Annotated in this window: 12 protein-coding genes; 6 read left to right on the top strand and 6 right to left on the bottom strand. The window is 71.1% G+C overall.

Annotation, left to right across the window (positions count from 1 at the left end; all coding sequences use genetic code 11):
* Positions 1–124: 124 nt before the first annotated feature.
* Positions 125–319, bottom strand: coding sequence for a hypothetical protein (locus ABEE00_RS31405; RefSeq protein WP_345749151.1), 195 nt, complete (start codon positions 317–319; stop codon positions 125–127).
* 642 nt (positions 320–961) lie between these two features.
* Between ABEE00_RS31405 and ABEE00_RS31400 the strand changes: the two genes are divergently transcribed.
* Positions 962–2,185, top strand: a complete 1,224-nt coding sequence (locus ABEE00_RS31400) for an acyltransferase family protein (protein WP_345749150.1) — start codon at positions 962–964, stop codon at positions 2,183–2,185.
* Positions 2,186–2,289: 104 nt separating this feature from the next.
* On the opposite strand, the gene mgtE is transcribed toward ABEE00_RS31400, so the two are convergent.
* Together mgtE and ABEE00_RS31390 are read right to left on the bottom strand one after the other, a co-directional pair.
* Positions 2,290–3,657, bottom strand: a complete 1,368-nt coding sequence (mgtE, locus tag ABEE00_RS31395) for a magnesium transporter (RefSeq protein ID WP_345749149.1) — start codon at positions 3,655–3,657, stop codon at positions 2,290–2,292.
* A 360-nt stretch (positions 3,658–4,017) separates the two neighbouring features.
* A complete protein-coding gene (locus ABEE00_RS31390) occupies positions 4,018–5,175 on the bottom strand; it encodes a PP2C family protein-serine/threonine phosphatase (RefSeq protein WP_345749148.1) in 1,158 nt (385 codons plus the stop codon).
* A gap of 167 nt (positions 5,176–5,342) precedes the next feature.
* Between ABEE00_RS31390 and ABEE00_RS31385 the strand changes: the two genes are divergently transcribed.
* Positions 5,343–6,575 carry a GNAT family N-acetyltransferase gene (locus tag ABEE00_RS31385; protein WP_345749147.1) on the top strand — a complete coding sequence of 411 codons (1,233 nt, stop codon included), beginning with the start codon at positions 5,343–5,345 and terminating at the stop codon, positions 6,573–6,575.
* A gap of 128 nt (positions 6,576–6,703) precedes the next feature.
* On the opposite strand, the gene pepN is transcribed toward ABEE00_RS31385, so the two are convergent.
* Positions 6,704–9,349, bottom strand: coding sequence for an aminopeptidase N (gene pepN, locus ABEE00_RS31380; protein WP_345749146.1), 2,646 nt, complete (start codon positions 9,347–9,349; stop codon positions 6,704–6,706).
* A 175-nt stretch (positions 9,350–9,524) separates the two neighbouring features.
* On the opposite strand from pepN, the gene ABEE00_RS31375 reads away from it, so the two are divergent.
* Positions 9,525–10,163 (top strand): mycothiol-dependent nitroreductase Rv2466c family protein, encoded by a 639-nt coding sequence (locus tag ABEE00_RS31375; RefSeq protein ID WP_345749145.1) that lies wholly within the window; start codon positions 9,525–9,527, stop codon positions 10,161–10,163.
* Between the two features lie 131 nt (positions 10,164–10,294).
* Here ABEE00_RS31375 and ABEE00_RS31370 read toward each other — a convergent pair whose 3' ends face one another.
* Entirely contained in the window at positions 10,295–10,936 is a 642-nt protein-coding gene (locus tag ABEE00_RS31370; protein ID WP_345749144.1) for a superoxide dismutase, read from the bottom strand.
* Positions 10,937–11,073: 137 nt separating this feature from the next.
* Positions 11,074–12,522 (bottom strand): amino acid permease, encoded by a 1,449-nt coding sequence (locus ABEE00_RS31365; RefSeq protein WP_345749143.1) that lies wholly within the window; start codon positions 12,520–12,522, stop codon positions 11,074–11,076.
* Between the two features lie 267 nt (positions 12,523–12,789).
* Here ABEE00_RS31365 and ABEE00_RS31360 point away from each other — a divergent pair, with 267 nt between their 5' ends.
* From ABEE00_RS31360 to ABEE00_RS31350, 3 genes are all read left to right on the top strand, one after another.
* Positions 12,790–13,398: a biotin transporter BioY gene (locus ABEE00_RS31360; RefSeq protein ID WP_345749142.1), complete on the top strand. Its 609-nt coding sequence runs from the start codon at positions 12,790–12,792 to the stop codon at positions 13,396–13,398.
* 300 nt (positions 13,399–13,698) lie between these two features.
* Positions 13,699–14,187, top strand: a complete 489-nt coding sequence (locus tag ABEE00_RS31355; RefSeq protein ID WP_345749141.1) for a ribose-5-phosphate isomerase — start codon at positions 13,699–13,701, stop codon at positions 14,185–14,187.
* On the top strand, positions 14,187–14,996 hold the full coding sequence (locus ABEE00_RS31350) for an Fpg/Nei family DNA glycosylase (protein WP_345749140.1): 810 nt from the start codon (positions 14,187–14,189) through the stop codon (positions 14,994–14,996). The genes ABEE00_RS31355 and ABEE00_RS31350 overlap by 1 nt, the downstream gene beginning before the upstream one ends.
* Positions 14,997–15,008 lie beyond the last annotated feature (12 nt).

Here is a 15,008-nt window from a genome sequence, read left to right as displayed (position 1 = left end):
AAACCCCGCTCGGGGGTTGCGTGCCCGGGCGCCGCCCCCCCCCCGGCCGGCGGCCGGGCCCCCGGGGGGGCGCGGGCCCGCGGCCGTTCTGCGCGTGCGGCCGTGTGCGTGCGCGGGCGCGCGGTCAGAAGTTGATCTGGTTGATCGTGTCCGCTATCGAGCTCATGAAGCGGTTGATGGACGGCGCTATGCCCGTCGAGGCGAGGAAGAAGCCGAAGAGCGCCGCGACGATCGCGGGCCCCGCCTTGAGGGAGCCGCCGCGGATCAACACGACCAGGATGACTAGCAACAGCAGCACGACTGACAGTGAAATGGCCACAACTGATCACACCCTCGCGGTAGCAACGCCACACCCGGCCGGGGATCGCAGCCGTACGCTCCCCCTGCCCGGCACCATCGTGCCACCAAGTCCCCTCCCGTGAACGCCTGGTGACGCATCCCCGGTCCTGGGCCCCGGTGCCCCGACGGCCTCTCTGCCCGGACGAGCGCTATCTCCCCCGCGGGGGGCTGCCGTACACACAGCGCACGCCGGACCGCGCTGCCCCCACGCCCTCCCCGTCCTGGCCACGGGCCGCGGCGACCGGGCGTGCACGGGGAATTCGGTACGGAATTCCGGCTGGTCGGAGCGCAGTTCGCGGAGGCCGGAGCGGAGCGTGCGCACGCGGCGCCGTGGAGGACGCCGCGGCGAATTCGGCGGTTCCCGCCGCCCCTTGTGGTGCCGGTCACCCCGGAGGACACAACCGGACACTCAGAACATTACGTTGAACGGGCGGCGGAGACATTCGCCCTGTTCAACCCGGACATCGACGCTGAACTTCGGCATTCGGGGCGTGTAATGAATCACTTTGTCGACCCGTTCGCCGAACCATGTGTCACGCATATCCCCTGCGGGCACAGGAGAGTTGGCCCATATTGCCGGGGCAATTTCCACCGCACAGGTTTCCCCGCTATCGTGCGGCAGATGTTGCACGCTGGTTATGAGCGGGCTCCGCTTCCCCCGGCCCGTCAGGACTCCCCCTCCGGGGCGCGCGCGGACGCGCCGGCGGTGACGGCCGCGCCCTCCGGGGCGCAGGAGCAGGCGGCGGGAAAGCCGGCCGGCAAGAGCAGGCCGCGCGATCCGTTCCTGGACAACGCGAAGTATCTGACGATCGTCCTCGTCGGCATCGGACACGCGTGGGACCCGATCCGCAGCGACAGCCGCACGGCCGAAGCGCTCTACTACGTGCTGTACACCTTCCACATGCCGGCGTTCATCCTGATCTCCGGCTATCTCTCGCGCAGCTTCTCCGGTAAGCCGAAGCAGATCCAGCGGCTGGTCACCGGGGTCGTGGTGCCTTATGTGATCTTTCAGGTCGCGTACACCTTCTTCATGCGCTGGGCGACCGATGATCCGGACCGCGAATTCCACCTCCAGGAACCGGGATTCGCGCTGTGGTTCCTGATCGCGCTCTTTCTGTGGCGGCTCTCGACGCCGGTCTGGCAGAACCTGCGCTGGCCCCTCCCGGTCTCGCTGGCGATCGCGGTGGCAGCGAGCGTGACGCCGACGATCAGCAGTGATCTGAACCTGATGCGGGTGCTGGCCTTCCTGCCGTTCTTCGTGCTCGGGCTCCAGCTCAGGCCGGAGCACTTCGAGATGGTCAAGCAGCCCAGGGTGCGGCTGGCCGCGGTGCCCGTGACGCTGGCCGCGCTGGTCTTCGCGTACTGGGCCGTGCCCCGGATGTCCAAGGGCTGGTTCCTGCACGACAAGGCGTCCCAGGACCTGGGCGCCCCCGCGTGGGCCGGCGCCGTGATGTTCCTGGCGCTGTTCGGCTGCGGGCTGGTCATGACGGTGTGCTTCCTGTCCTGGGTGCCGCGGCGGCACATGTGGTTCACCACGCTCGGCGCCGGGACGCTGTACGCGTATCTGCTGCACGTGTACGTGATCAAGTCCTCGCGCGAGTTCGGCTGGTACGACGTGGACTGGATCGACCATCCGCTGAGCCGGGTCGTGGTCACGCTGCTGGCGGCGGCGATGATGACGGTGCTGTGCACGGCGCCGGTGCGGCGGGCGTTCCGGTTCGCGATGGAGCCGAAGATGGCGTGGTTCTTCAAGCAGGACGCGGCGGACCAGGCGCGCGGCCGCGAGCAGAAGAAGAAGGCCGAGCAGAAGGCCGAGCAGCAGGAGCAGGCCGTCCAGCAGGGCTGAGGCCAGGGCGTACGAAAGCGGGGCCGGTGATTCACCGGCCCCGCTTTCGTATGCCCGTGCTCCCCCGCGGTGCCCCGGCCTCGTACGCGTACCGCTCGGGCGGCTCAGATGCCCAGGACCGCGCGGGCCGTCAGAAAGTAGATGATCAAGCCGGTGGCGTCGACCAGGGTGGTGACCATGGGGGCCGAGACGACCGCGGGGTCGATGCGCAGGCGCTTGGCCAGCAGCGGCATGGTGCCGCCCACGGTGGCGGCCCAGGCGCAGATGATCACCAGCGCCACCCCGACCACCAGGGCGATCTTCGGGCCGACGAACAGGCTGCCCAGCACGAGCCCGAGCAGCGCCAGCAGGGTGCCCAGCACGAAGCCCACCCGGCACTCGCGCCACACCACGGCGGGCAGGTCGGAGCCCCGTACCTCGCCCACGGCGAGCGCGCGCACCGCAGCGGTGGCCGCCTGGGCGCCGGTGTTGCCGCCGGTGCCGATCAACAGGGGGATGAACATGGCGAGCTGGGTGACCTGCTCCAGGGTGCCCTCGAAGACCTGGGTCACGGTGACCGTGAGCGAGGCGGCGAGGAGCAGGAGCAGGAGCCAGACGACGCGGTAGCGGGCGAGCTGCCAGACCGTGGCGGCCATGTAGTGCCCGGCCCACGGCGCCGAGCCCGACTGGCGTGCCACGTCCTCGGTGTCGGCCGCCTCGATGACCTCGACGGCGTCGTCGATGGTGAGCAGGCCGACGAGCCGGTCCTCGCTGTCCACCACGGGCAGGTCGAGGACGTTGGTCTCGCGCATCAGGCGGGCCGCGTCCTCGGCCGGGTCGGTGGCGTGCGCGCGGGGCGCCTCGGTCACGACGAGGTCGGCGACCGTGTTGCCCGGCTCGCTCAGCACGAGTTCGCGCAGCTCCACGATGCCGGTCAGGCGGCGCCCGGAGTCGACGACGGGAAGGGTGTAGACGGTCTCGGCGTCGCCGCCGCGCGCGCGTACCCGCTCCAGGGCCTGCTCGACGGTGAGCTGCTGGTTGAGCGGCACGGTCTGCGGGGTCATGTAGCGGCCCACGGACCCCTCGGGGTAGCCGAGGAGCGCGGCGGTGACGTTGCGCTCGTGCGGGCTGAGGCCGGCGAGCACGCGCTGGACGACCTTGGCCGGCGCCTCGCGGAGCATCCGTACGCGGTCGTCCGGGTCCAGCTCCTCCACCAGTTCGTGGAAGGCGGAGTCGCGCAGGCCCATGAGGATGCCGCGCTGGTCGACCGGTTCGAGCTCCTCGAAGACGTCGGTCGCCTGGTCCTTGTCGAGCAGCCGGAAGGCGACGACCGCGTCCACCGTGTCCATCCGGGCCAGCTCGTCCGCGATCAGGTGCGGCGGGTGCTCGCCCAGCCAGTGCTGGGCGTCGCGCAGATCGTGCCGGGACAGTGCGGCCTGGAGGTCGGCGGGGAAGTCGCCGGGGAGCTGGTCGGGAAGCTGGGAGTGCGTCATGGCGGAGTCCTCGCGGGCGCTGAGCGGTGGCGGTCACAGGTGTACGCGCCGTGCGCGCCCGGGGCGGGGACGCCGGGTGTCTAGCGAGTGTCCGGGGTCCCTCGGCGGCGGCGCCGCACGGCAACGGTGCGGGATGGTCGACTGGGAGGCTCCGTGCGCATCACCGGCCACCTCCTCTGCTCGCTGCGGCTCGCCGTCAGGCTGCTTTCGGACTGCTGCCCGTATCCGGGCCGCGGACAGGATACCTGCCGTGGGAACGCCGCAGGTCAGCGGAGCATGATCGAACAGGCTCCCGGCCCGGCCGCGCCCTCGGGCCCGGGAGAACACCAGCCCCGCGAGAGCATCAGTCCCGGGAGAACATCAGTCCCGCGAGAGCAGCAGCAGCGCCCTGTCGTCGTTCACATCGCGCGCGACCGACTCGATGAGGTGCCAGGCCGCGCCGTGGAAGCCGGAGGCCACATAGCGGTCGGCCTCCCCGGTCAACCGGTCGATGCCGTCGGAGAGTTCGCGCTGGGCGGTCTCCACCAGGCCGTCGGTGAAGAGCATCAGCACGTCGCCGGGGCGCAGCCGCCCCTTCACGGGGTCGAACCGCGCGCCGTCGTACACCCCCAGCAGCGGGCCCTCCGCGGCCTTCTCCTCCCACTTCCCGCTGCCCGCGTCGCGCTGCACGGCGGGGACGTGTCCGGCCGAATACAGCTCGTAGTCGCCGGTGTCCAGGTCGAGTACGAGGTGTACGGAGGTGGCGAAGCCCTCCTCCCAGTCCTGGCGCAGCAGGTACGCGTTGGCCGCGGGCAGGAAGGCGTGCGGGGGCAGCGAGCCCAGCAGGCCGCCGAAGGCGCCGGACAGCAGCAGGGCGCGGGAGGCCGCGTCCATGCCCTTGCCCGAGACGTCGGTCAGCACGACCTCGACGGTCCGCTCGTCGGCCCCGGTGCGCGCACCGACCACGAAGTCCCCGGAAAAGGATTGCCCGCCCGCCGGGCGCAGAGACATCTCGCGGTGCCATCCGCGCGGCAGCCGGGGCAGCTTGCTCTGCACCCTGATGCGCTCGCGCAGGTCGAAGAGCATGGTGCCGCCGCGCCGCCAGGGCACACCGACCCGGCTGCGGAACTGCGCCACGAGCAGCCCGGAGATCCCCGCCGCCGCCACCACCAGCACCGTGCCGGGGGTCACCCGGCCCGCGCCGTCCTCGTACGGGCCGAGCAGAGCGGTCTCCACGACGATGGCGACGGCGGCGGCCGCGTACAGCGTGATCAGGCTCGCGGGGCGGAGCAGCAGGCCGCCCGCGATGATCGGGAGCACCAGGGCCTCGGGCGCGAACCAGAGCGGCATCCACAAGGTGGCCAGGGTCAGCGCGGGCACCGCCATGAGCAGGGCGATCAGGGCCAGCAGGTCGGAGGCGCCGCCGCGGAAGTAGTCGACCGCCGACCTGCGCACGGAGACGCGGACCCGGTGCAGCGCCTTGTAGGCCCTGTGCAGCCGGGTCGCCGTGGGGGTCAGGCCCGGCCGACGTACCGTCATGGTGCGGGACCTTATCCAGCGCTTCGGCGGCGCGTCGATTCCCGGAGACGGGTTCGGCGCGGCGGGCGTGCAGCCGCACGTGCAGGGGCAGTTGGACCTGCGCGGGGCTCGAACTGCGCTGCAGAAATCGTTCGCCCGTCCATGCACGCCCTGCTAGGGAGGGGCACATGACGACGGAACCCCGGGTGCTCCGGGCGCACGAGTGGGACACCTGGTCGGACAGGCTGGTGGCGGCCTTCGGCGGTGTGGAGTCGCGCGAGGAACGGGAGTTGATCCGCGAGCTGACCGAAGTGGACCGCTCCCTCGCGGTGTGGGACGGCGGCGCGGTGGTCGGCAGCGCGAGCGCCTCCAGCTTCCGCGTGACGGTGCCAGGCGGCTCGGCTGTGCCGGCCGCGGGCGTGACCATGGTGCATGTGACGGCGACGCACCGGCGGCGCGGGATCCTGCGGTCCATGATGCGGCGGCAGCTCGACGACGTCCGCGAGGCGGGGGCCGAGCCGCTGGCGGTGCTGACCGCCTCGGAGCCGGAGATCTACGGCCGGTTCGGGTACGGCCTGGCCACGCGGCAGATGGGCGTGGAGATCGACACGTCCCGTACGCGTTTCGAGGTGCCGGACGGCGATGCGGTGAATTTGCGGGTGGTGGACGACCCCTCCTCCGTACTGGAGCGGTGCGAGGCCGTCTACGCACGCCGCGTCCCGGGACGCCCCGGCATGCTGGCGCGCCAACCGGGCTGGGAGCGCTGGCCGTTGCTCGACCCCGAGCAGGAGCGCGAGGGCGCCTCGCCGCTGCGCTGCGTGCTGGCGGAGCGGGACGGGGAGACGGTGGGCTATGCGCGGTACGCGATGAAGGACGCCTCCGACACGTGGGGCGTGCCGTGCGGCGAGGTGCTGCTGCGCGACCTGGAGGCGCTGGACCCGGTGGCGTACGCGGAGCTGTGGCGCTATCTCGGCGGGGTCGATCTGACCACGGTGCTGCGGTCGCCGAACCGCCCCGTGGACGATCCGCTGGCGCACCTGGTGAGCGACGTGCGCAAGTGCCGGATGCGGGTGCGGGACGGCATGTTCCTGCGGCCCGTTGAGGTGGGTGCCGCGCTGGCGGCCCGTACGTACGCCGTGCCGGTGGACATGGTGCTGGACGTGGAGGACGCGTTCTGCCCGTGGAACGCGGGCCGGTGGCGGCTCAGCGGGGACGCCAAGGGCGCGGTGTGCGAGCGGACCACGGGGCGGCCCGATCTGGCGCTGTCCGTACGGGAGTTGGGCGCGGCGTATCTGGGCGGCGAGTCGCTGCTGTCGCTGGCGATGGCGGGCCGGGTAAGGGAGCTGCGCGGCGGCGCGGTGGCCGAGGCGTCGGCGGCCTTCGCGGGGGCGGTGGCGCCGTGGCTGCCGCACGGGTTCTGAGGGGTTGAGGGCCGGGTTTCCGAGGGCCCGGCTACGGGGGCGGCCCCGGCACGCGATGTGTGCCGGGGCCGCTCCGTACGGGGTCGGTACGAGGCCGTACCGGGATCAGTGCGAGGCGGCGTACTCGCTCAGTGCGAAGCCGAGGCCGTCGCGTCGCAGCGCTGGGCCCGCAGGGCGCGGGCCAGGTCGTCGCGGGACTCCAGGACGAGGCGGCGCAGGGCCGGGGGCGCGTCGTGGTGCGCCGTGAGCCAGGCGTCGGTCTCGTCCAGGGTGGCCTGGTCGGACTGGAGCATCGGATAGAGGCCGCGCACGATGGCCATGCCGATCTCGATGGAGCGGGACTGCCAGACGTCCTCCAGCACCTCGAAGTACCGCTTCGCATACGGGGCGGTGAGCTCGCGCTGCTCGCTGCCGGACTGCGCGAAGCCGGAGATGCTGGCCTCCACCATGGCGTTGGACAGCGCGTCGGACTCCACGACCGAGGCCCAGGTCTGCGCCTTGACCGCGGCGAGCGGGCGGGAGGCCAGGCAGCGGGTCTCGTGGCGCTTGCCCGACGCGGTGTCGTCGCGGGCCAGCTCGGCGCGGACCGCGGTCTCATCGGCGGCGCCCTGTGCGGTGAGGGTCTCCAGGAGGGTCCAGCGCAGCTCCTGGTCGATCTCCAGGCCGTCGATGCGGGCCGTGCCCTCCAGAAGACCGCTCAGCAGCCGCAGGTCCTGCTCGCGCACCGCGACCCCGGCGAAGAAGCGGGCCCACGCGAGCTGGTGGCCGCTCCCGGGCTCGGCGGCCCGCAGCCGGCTCACCGCGCCCTCGGCGAGCTGCCGTTCGCCCTCCTCGCGCCACTGCGGCGCGGCGTAGTGGGTGACGGCCGTGCGGGACCAGGTGTGCAGCATCTGGAGCACGCCGATGTCCGTCTCGTCACCGGCGAAGCGCAGCACCATGTCGAGGAAGTCGCGCGCGGGCATCAGGCCGTCGCGGGTCAGATTCCACACCGCCGACCAGCACAGGGCGCGCGAGAGCGGGTCGGCGAGGGTGCCGATGCCCGAGCGGAGCGCGGCGAGCGAGGTCTCGTCGAAGCGGGTCTTGCAGTAGGTGAGGTCCTCGTCGTTGACCAGGACCAGCTCGGGGCGGCGCTCCCCCGCGAGCTCGCGGATCACCGTGCGGGCGCCGGTGACGTCGGCCTCGGCGCGTGCGTACCGCGTCAGGCGGCCGTCCGGCTCCTCGCGGCGGTAGAGGCCGACGGCGACGCGGTGCGGGCGCAGGGTCGGGTGCCCCGCCGACGGAGTCGGCTGATCAGACGCAGCCGGAGCCTCCTGGAGCACGGCGAGCTCCGTCACGCGGCCCTCGGCGTCGCAGGTGACCTGCGGGGTGAGGGAGTTGACGCCCGCGGTCTGGAGCCAGGCGCCCGACCACTCCGCCATGTCGCGGCCCGAGGTCTCCTCCAGCACGGACAGCAGGTCGGCGAGGGTGGTGTTGCCGTACTCGTGGCGGCGGAAATAGCGGCGGGCGCCCTCCAGGAAGGCGTCCTGGCCCACATACGCGACGAGCTGCTTGAGGACGCTGGCGCCCTTGGCGTAGGTGATGCCGTCGAAGTTGAGCTTGGCGTCCTCCAGGTCGCCGATGTCCGCGGTGACCGGGTGGGTGGAGGGAAGCTGGTCCGCCCTGTAGGCCCAGGACTTGCGGCGGTTGGCGAAGGTGATCCAGCCGTCCTTGAATCGGGTGGCGCCGACCAGCGCGAAGGCGCCCATGAAGTCGGCGAAGGACTCCTTGAGCCACAGGTCGTCCCACCACTCCATGGTCACCAGGTCGCCGAACCACATGTGCGCCATCTCGTGCAGGATGACGTTCGCCCGGCCCTCGTACGACGCGTCGGTGACCTTGCCGCGGAAGACGAACTCCTCGCGGAAGGTGACGCAGCCCGGGTTCTCCATCGCGCCGATGTTGTATTCGGGGACGAAGGCCTGGTCGTACTTCCCGAAGGGATACGGATAGGCGAAGTGGTCGTGGAAGAAGTCCAGGCCCTGCTTGGTGATCGTGAAGATGTCGTCCGCGTCGAAATACCGGGCCAGGCCCTTGCGGCAGAGCGCGCCGAGCGGCACTTCGAGCTCGGTGCCGTCCTCGAAGGTGCGGCGGTAGACGTCGGTGACGTAGTGGTAGGGCCCGGCGACGACGGCGGTGATGTACGTCGAGATGGGGCGGGTCCTGGCGAACCGGCGGATGGCGGCGGCGCCCTCGTCGATCAGCCGCGGCTCGCCCTCCTCCACGCCGTTGCTGAGCACCAGCCAGTCGGCCGGCGCGGTCACGGTGAAGTCGAACGGGGCCTTCAGGTCGGGCTGCTCGAAATTGGCGAAGACGCGGCGCGCGTCCGCCGGTTCGTACTGCGTGTAGAGATAGGTGAGGCCGTCCTCGGGGTCGAGGAAGTGGTGCAGGCCCTCGCCGGTGCGGCTGTAGGCGCAGGCGGCGTCGACCGTCAGCTCGTTCTCCGCCTGCAGGTCGTCCAGGGCGATGCGGGCGCCGTCGAAGACCGCGTCGACGTTCAGCGAGCGGCCGTTCAGGGTCACCGAGTGGACCTGAGGGGCGATCAGGTCGGCGAAGGTGGACGCGCCCGGCTCGGCGCAGCGGAAGCGGATCGTGGTGGTCGAGCGGAAGGTGCGCGGCCCGGTCGCCGGCGGTGGCGCGGTCGCCGACCTCAGGTCGAGCGCCACCTCGTACCCGTCGACGGTCAGCAGGCCCGCCCGTCGCCGGGCCTCGTCACGGGTCAGGTTCTCTCCGGGCACGACGCCACTCCCTCGTCTCGAACGTCTCGTATCGCGTCTCGGTATCGCATGTCGGACGCCGTTCGTCAGCATCGCATGCGGTACAGACAACGAGTACCGGGGAATTGCCGTGGCCGCGCACGCGTTCCCCGTTCCATCCGCACCCGTCACCACCCTTGACGAGGAGAACGCGACCATGGCCGAGCAGGCTGCGAAGACTCCCGCTGACTTCTGGTTCGACCCGCTGTGCCCCTGGGCCTGGATAACGTCCCGCTGGATGCTGGAGGTGGAGAAGGTCAGGCCCGTCGAGGTCCGCTGGCACGTGATGAGCCTCGCCGTGCTGAACGAGGACAGGCTCGACGAACTCCCCGAGAGCTACCGGGAGCTGCTGTCCACCGCCTGGGGCCCGGTCCGGGTGTGCATCGCGGCCGAGCAGAAGCACGGGCCCGAGGTCCTGGGGCCGCTCTACACCGCGCTGGGCACCCTCTTCCACCTGGAGAAGAAGGAGCGGACCCGGGAGACGTACGTCGAGGCGCTGGAGAAGGCCGGCCTCCCCGTCGAACTCGCCGACGCCGCCGAGTCCGAGGCGTACGACGGCCGGCTGCGCGCCTCCCACAAGGAGGGCATCGACCTGGTCGGGCAGGAGGTCGGCACCCCGGTGATCGCGGTGCCGGGCGCCGAGGGCGGCCAGACGGCCTTCTTCGGCCCCGTGGTCACCCCCGCGCCGAAGGGCGAGGCGGCGGCCAGGCTGTGGGACGGCACCCTGCTGGTCGCCTCGACGCCGGGCTTCTACGAGCTCAAGCGCACCCGCACGGAGCCGCCGGCCTTCGACTGAGGCACCGGGCCGCTGCCATGCGGCGGTACGCAGGAGGGCCCCGTACGTCACGTCCGTACGGGGCCCTCCCTCTGTTCCCTGTCCGCCGCGAAAGGTGAGAAGACGATCACGAGGACAGGAGCGTGCGCGCGTTACGGCGCCAGCAGCAGGTTGTTGGCGCGCTCCTTCGCGGCGGTGTAACGCTTCGCGACGTCCTGCCAGTTGACGACCCGCCACATGGCCTCGATGAAGTCCACCTTCTGGTTCTTGTACTGCAGGTAGAAGGCGTGCTCCCAGGCGTCGAAGACCAGGATCGGGACGCTGCCCTGGCCGACGTTGCCCTGGTGGTCGTAGATCTGCTCGACGATCAGGCGGCCCGTGACCGGCTCGTAGGCGAGGACGCCCCAGCCTGAGCCCTGGGTGGTGGCCGAGGCCTTGGTCATCTGGGCCTTGAAGCCGGCGAAGGAGCCGAAGGACTCCGCGATCGCGTCGGCCAGCTCGCCGGTGCCGTCCTTCTCCAGCGGCTCGCCGCCGCCGTCGCCGGACATGTTGTGCCAGTAGATGCTGTGCAGGATGTGCCCCGACAGGTGGAAGGCGAGGTTCTTCTCCAGCCCGTTGATGGCACCCCACTGCTCCTTGTCCCGGGCCTCGGCGAGCTGCTCCAGGGTGTCGTTCGCACCCTTCACGTAAGCCGCGTGGTGCTTGTCGTGGTGCAGCTCGATGATCTCGGGGCTGATGACCGGCGCCAGCTCGGCGTAGTCGTAGGGCAATTCCGGAAGTGTGTAGGTAGCCACTGTGCTCTCTCCTCCGCTATTGCACATTACTTGCAGAAAGAACGTAGCAGCAAGAGAACATACGAAGGCGGGGCGGCCCCTCCCCAAGGGGCCGCCCCGCCTTAAGCGTTGACCGCGTGCCGGTCAGTCCTTCCCGGTCACACGCTGTGCGTCTCCGCGTCCGGCTCGGCGCGTCGCGGCGCGAGCTTCTGGCGCACCACGCCGACCACCGAGAGCACCACGGTGAGCACGGCGGTCGCGGCGAGCTGCTGGCTGGTGTCCTTCTCGGTCAGCATCATGACCAGCACGGCGATGATGCCGAGGATGGCCAGCCCGGTGAGCCACGGGAAGCCCCACATCTTCACGACGAGCTTCTCGGGGGCCTCGCGCTCCAGGCGGCGCCGCAGGATGAGCTGGCTGAGCGAGATGAAGCCCCAGACCACGAGGGTCGCGGCGCCGACCATGTTCAGCAGCCACAGGAACACGGTGTCCGGCCACCAGAAGTTGAGCAGCACCGCGAAGAAGCCGAAGCAGGAGGACGCCACGACGGTCCAGCGGGGCACCCCGGAGGCGCTGACCCGGCCCATGAAGGCGGGGCCCTCGCCGCGCTGGATGAGGGAGTAGGACATGCGCGAGGCGCCGTAGATGTTGGCGTTCATCGCGGAGAGCAGGGCGACCAGCACCACGATGTTCATGACCTGCGCGGCGGCGGGGATGCCGATGTGGTCCAGCACGGCGGCGTACGGGCCGTCAGCGACGGTCTTGTCGTCCCACGGGATCAGCGTGACGATCACCAGCATCGAGCCCACGTAGAAGACGCCGATGCGCCAGACCGCGGTGCGCACGGCCTTGGCCACGGACTTCACCGGGTTCTCCGACTCGGCGGCGGCGATGGTCACCGTCTCCAGGCCGCCGTACGCGAAGACCGAGGCGAGCAGGCCGAGCACGAGGCCGTTGGCGCCGTTCGGGAAGAAGCCGCCCTGACCGGTGAGGTTGCTGGAGCCCGGGGCCTCCGTGCCCGGCAGCACCCCGATGATCGCGAGCACGCCCAGCACCAGGAACGCGGTGATCGCGAAGATCTTCAGCGAGGCGAACCAGAACTCCGACTCACCGAAGTTCTTCACCGCGATCAGGTTGGAGCCGCAGAAGAGGGCCATGGTGAGCAGGACCCACATCCACTTCTCGGTCCCCGGCATCCAGCTCGTGAGGATGTCGGCGGCTGCGGTGGACTCGGTGGCGATGGCCACGCACAGCAGCACCCAGTAGATCCAGCCCGCGGTGAAGCCGGCCCACTTCCCCATCGCGCGCTCGGCGTGCACGGAGAAGGAGCCCGAGGCCGGGTTGGCCGCTGACATCTCGCCGAGCATGCGCATCACGAGCATCACGAGCAGCCCGGAGGCCGCGTACGCGAGCACGATCGCCGGGCCGGCGGCGGCGACGCCCTTGCCGGAGCCGACGAAGAGACCGGCCCCGATCACGCCGCCCAGCGCGATCATGGAGAGATGACGCTGTTTGAGACCGTGCGAGAGAGCGTTGCGTCCCGGTGACGGGCCGTTGCTCTGCGGTTCCTGTGGTGGTGGAACGTCGGACAGCTCAGTACGCGTCATGACTGGACCGTTTCTCGGTGGGGGAGGCAGGGTTTGTTGCGGTCACTTCATTTTCCGATGGGACAGCCTCCACCAGCCGCGCACACCACTTCAATAGCCGGTCATAACGTTCCGGCATACGGACGTGATCCTCACGGACGGCCTGTCGGGGTCTCACCAAGGGTGGCCGCCGCGCTTTGTCGCCAAAGTCACGCCTCCACCACCGGCCACGTGGGCTAGCGTCGAACGGTCCCCGTACCCACGTCGTATGACAGGGAGTCGCCCCGCATGAGCGCCCTCACGTCCGCCGCCACTCCGCGCCCCGGCGCGGTACTCGCCGACCTGCTGCCCGCCGCCGGATCGCCGGCCCGCGCCCGCGTACGGGACGCCGCGCTGGTCGCCGGAGGTGCCGCGCTCACCGGGGTGGCCGCGCAGATAGCACTGCCGGTGCCGGGATCGCCGGTGCCGGTCACCGGGCAGACCTTCGCCGCGCTGCTGGTCGGGGCGGGGCTCGGGGCCTCGCGCGGCTTCCTCTCCCTCGCGCTGTACGCGCTGGCCGGGATGGCCGGCATGCCGTGGTTCGCCGAGGGCGGCTCCGGGATGGGTGCGCCCTCCTTCGGTTACGTGCTGGGCATGCTGCTGGCCTCTGTCGCTGTGGGGGCGCTGGCGCGGCGTGGGGGTGATCGGGGTGTCCTGCGGACCGCGGGGACCATGGTGCTCGGGCTTTCTTTGATCTACGCGATCGGCGTTCCCTACCTGGCGTTCGCCACGGGGATGTCGCTTTCGCAGGCTGTCGTCGCGGGGCTCGTGCCCTTCCTGATCGGTGACGCGCTGAAGGCCGTGCTCGCCATGGGGGCGCTGCCCACTGCGTGGCGGCTCGCCGGGCGTCGCGGCTGACGCCGCTTTCGCTTCGCGACGGGGTTCGGGGCTTCGCCCCGGGCCCCGTTTGCGTGCTGGGCGCGAGGGGTGGGGGGCTGCGGTTCCGGTGTGCCCACCCTCCCCCAAGCTCCTCGGCTTCGCTCGGAGCAGGGAGGTACCCCCCTCGCCCCTCGGGCGGAACGATTGCCCACACCTCGGTGGGGAGGGGAAGCGGGCGGAGCCGGGTGGCCCACAACCTCGTACGGGAGCGAAGCCCGCAACCACGCGGCGGACGACTCGCCCGCAGGGCGGCTCGGCGTGCGTCATACACTCGGCTGCATGCGCGTGTACCTCGGCTCTGATCATGCCGGATTCGAACTCAAGAACCATCTCGTCGAGTGGCTGCAGGCCGCCGGGCACGAGCCCGTCGACTGCGGGCCGCACATCTATGACGCGGAGGACGACTACCCGCCGTTCTGCCTGCGCGCCGCCGAGCGCACCGCGGCGGACGACACCTCGCTCGGCATCGTCATCGGCGGCTCCGGCAACGGCGAGCAGATCGCCGCGAACAAGGTGAAGGGCGTGCGCTGCGCCCTGGCCTGGAGCGAGGAGACCGCGGCGCTGGGCCGCGAGCACAACAACGCCAACGTGGTCAGCGTCGGCGCGCGCATGCACACCACGGACGAGGCCGTGAAGTTCGTGGAGACCTTCCTGAACACGGCCTTCTCCGAGGGCGAGCGGCACCAGCGCCGCATCGACATGCTCTCGCTGTACGAGACCGCCGGCACCCTTCCCCCCATCCCTGAGCACCACCCCCAGCAGGACTGATGCCGGAGGGGCACACGATTCACCGGCTGGCCGCCGACCACGAGGAGTGGTTCGGCGGCCGGTCCGTTCGCGCGTCCAGTCCGCAGGGGAAGTTCTCCGACGGCGCCGCGCTGGTCGACGGCCAGGAGATGACCGGCGCCGAGGCGCACGGCAAGCACCTGTTCCTGGGTTTCGGGCCGGTCGGCTGGGTGCACGTACACCTCGGTCTGTACGGGAAGTTCGGCTTCGGCGAGGGGCCTGCGCCCGCACCCGTCGGGCAGGTGCGGCTGCGGCTGGCGAACGAGGAGGGGTACGCGGACCTGCGCGGCCCCACCCGCTGCGAGCTGATCACCGACCCCGAGCGGGAGGCCGTACGCGAGCGGCTCGGCCCCGATCCGCTGCGCGCCGACGCGGAGCCCGAGCGGGCCTGGGAGCGGATCTCCCGGAGCCGCACCACCATCGCGGCCCTGCTCATGGACCAGAAGATCGTCGCCGGGGTCGGCAATGTGTACCGGGCCGAGGTGCTGTTCCGGCACGGCCTCGACCCGTACCGCGCCGGCCGCGACCTCGACCGCTCCGAATGGGAGCTGATCTGGGGCGACCTGGTGGACCTGATGCGCGAGGGCGTGCGCCTGAACCGCATCGACACTGTGCGCCCCGAGCACACCCCCGAGGCCATGGGCCGGGCCCCGCGCGTGGACGACCACGGCGGGGAGGTCTACGTCTACCGCCGTGACGGCCGCCCCTGCCATGTGTGCGGCACCGAGGTGCGGACGGCCGAGCTCGCGGCGCGGAACCTCTTCTGGTGCCCGCGCTGCCAGAAGCGCTGAGCCGCCTCCTGC

Source organism: Streptomyces odontomachicola, from assembly GCF_039605595.1.
Classification (GTDB): domain Bacteria; phylum Actinomycetota; class Actinomycetes; order Streptomycetales; family Streptomycetaceae; genus Streptomyces.
This window is presented reverse-complemented; position numbering and strand designations above follow the sequence as displayed.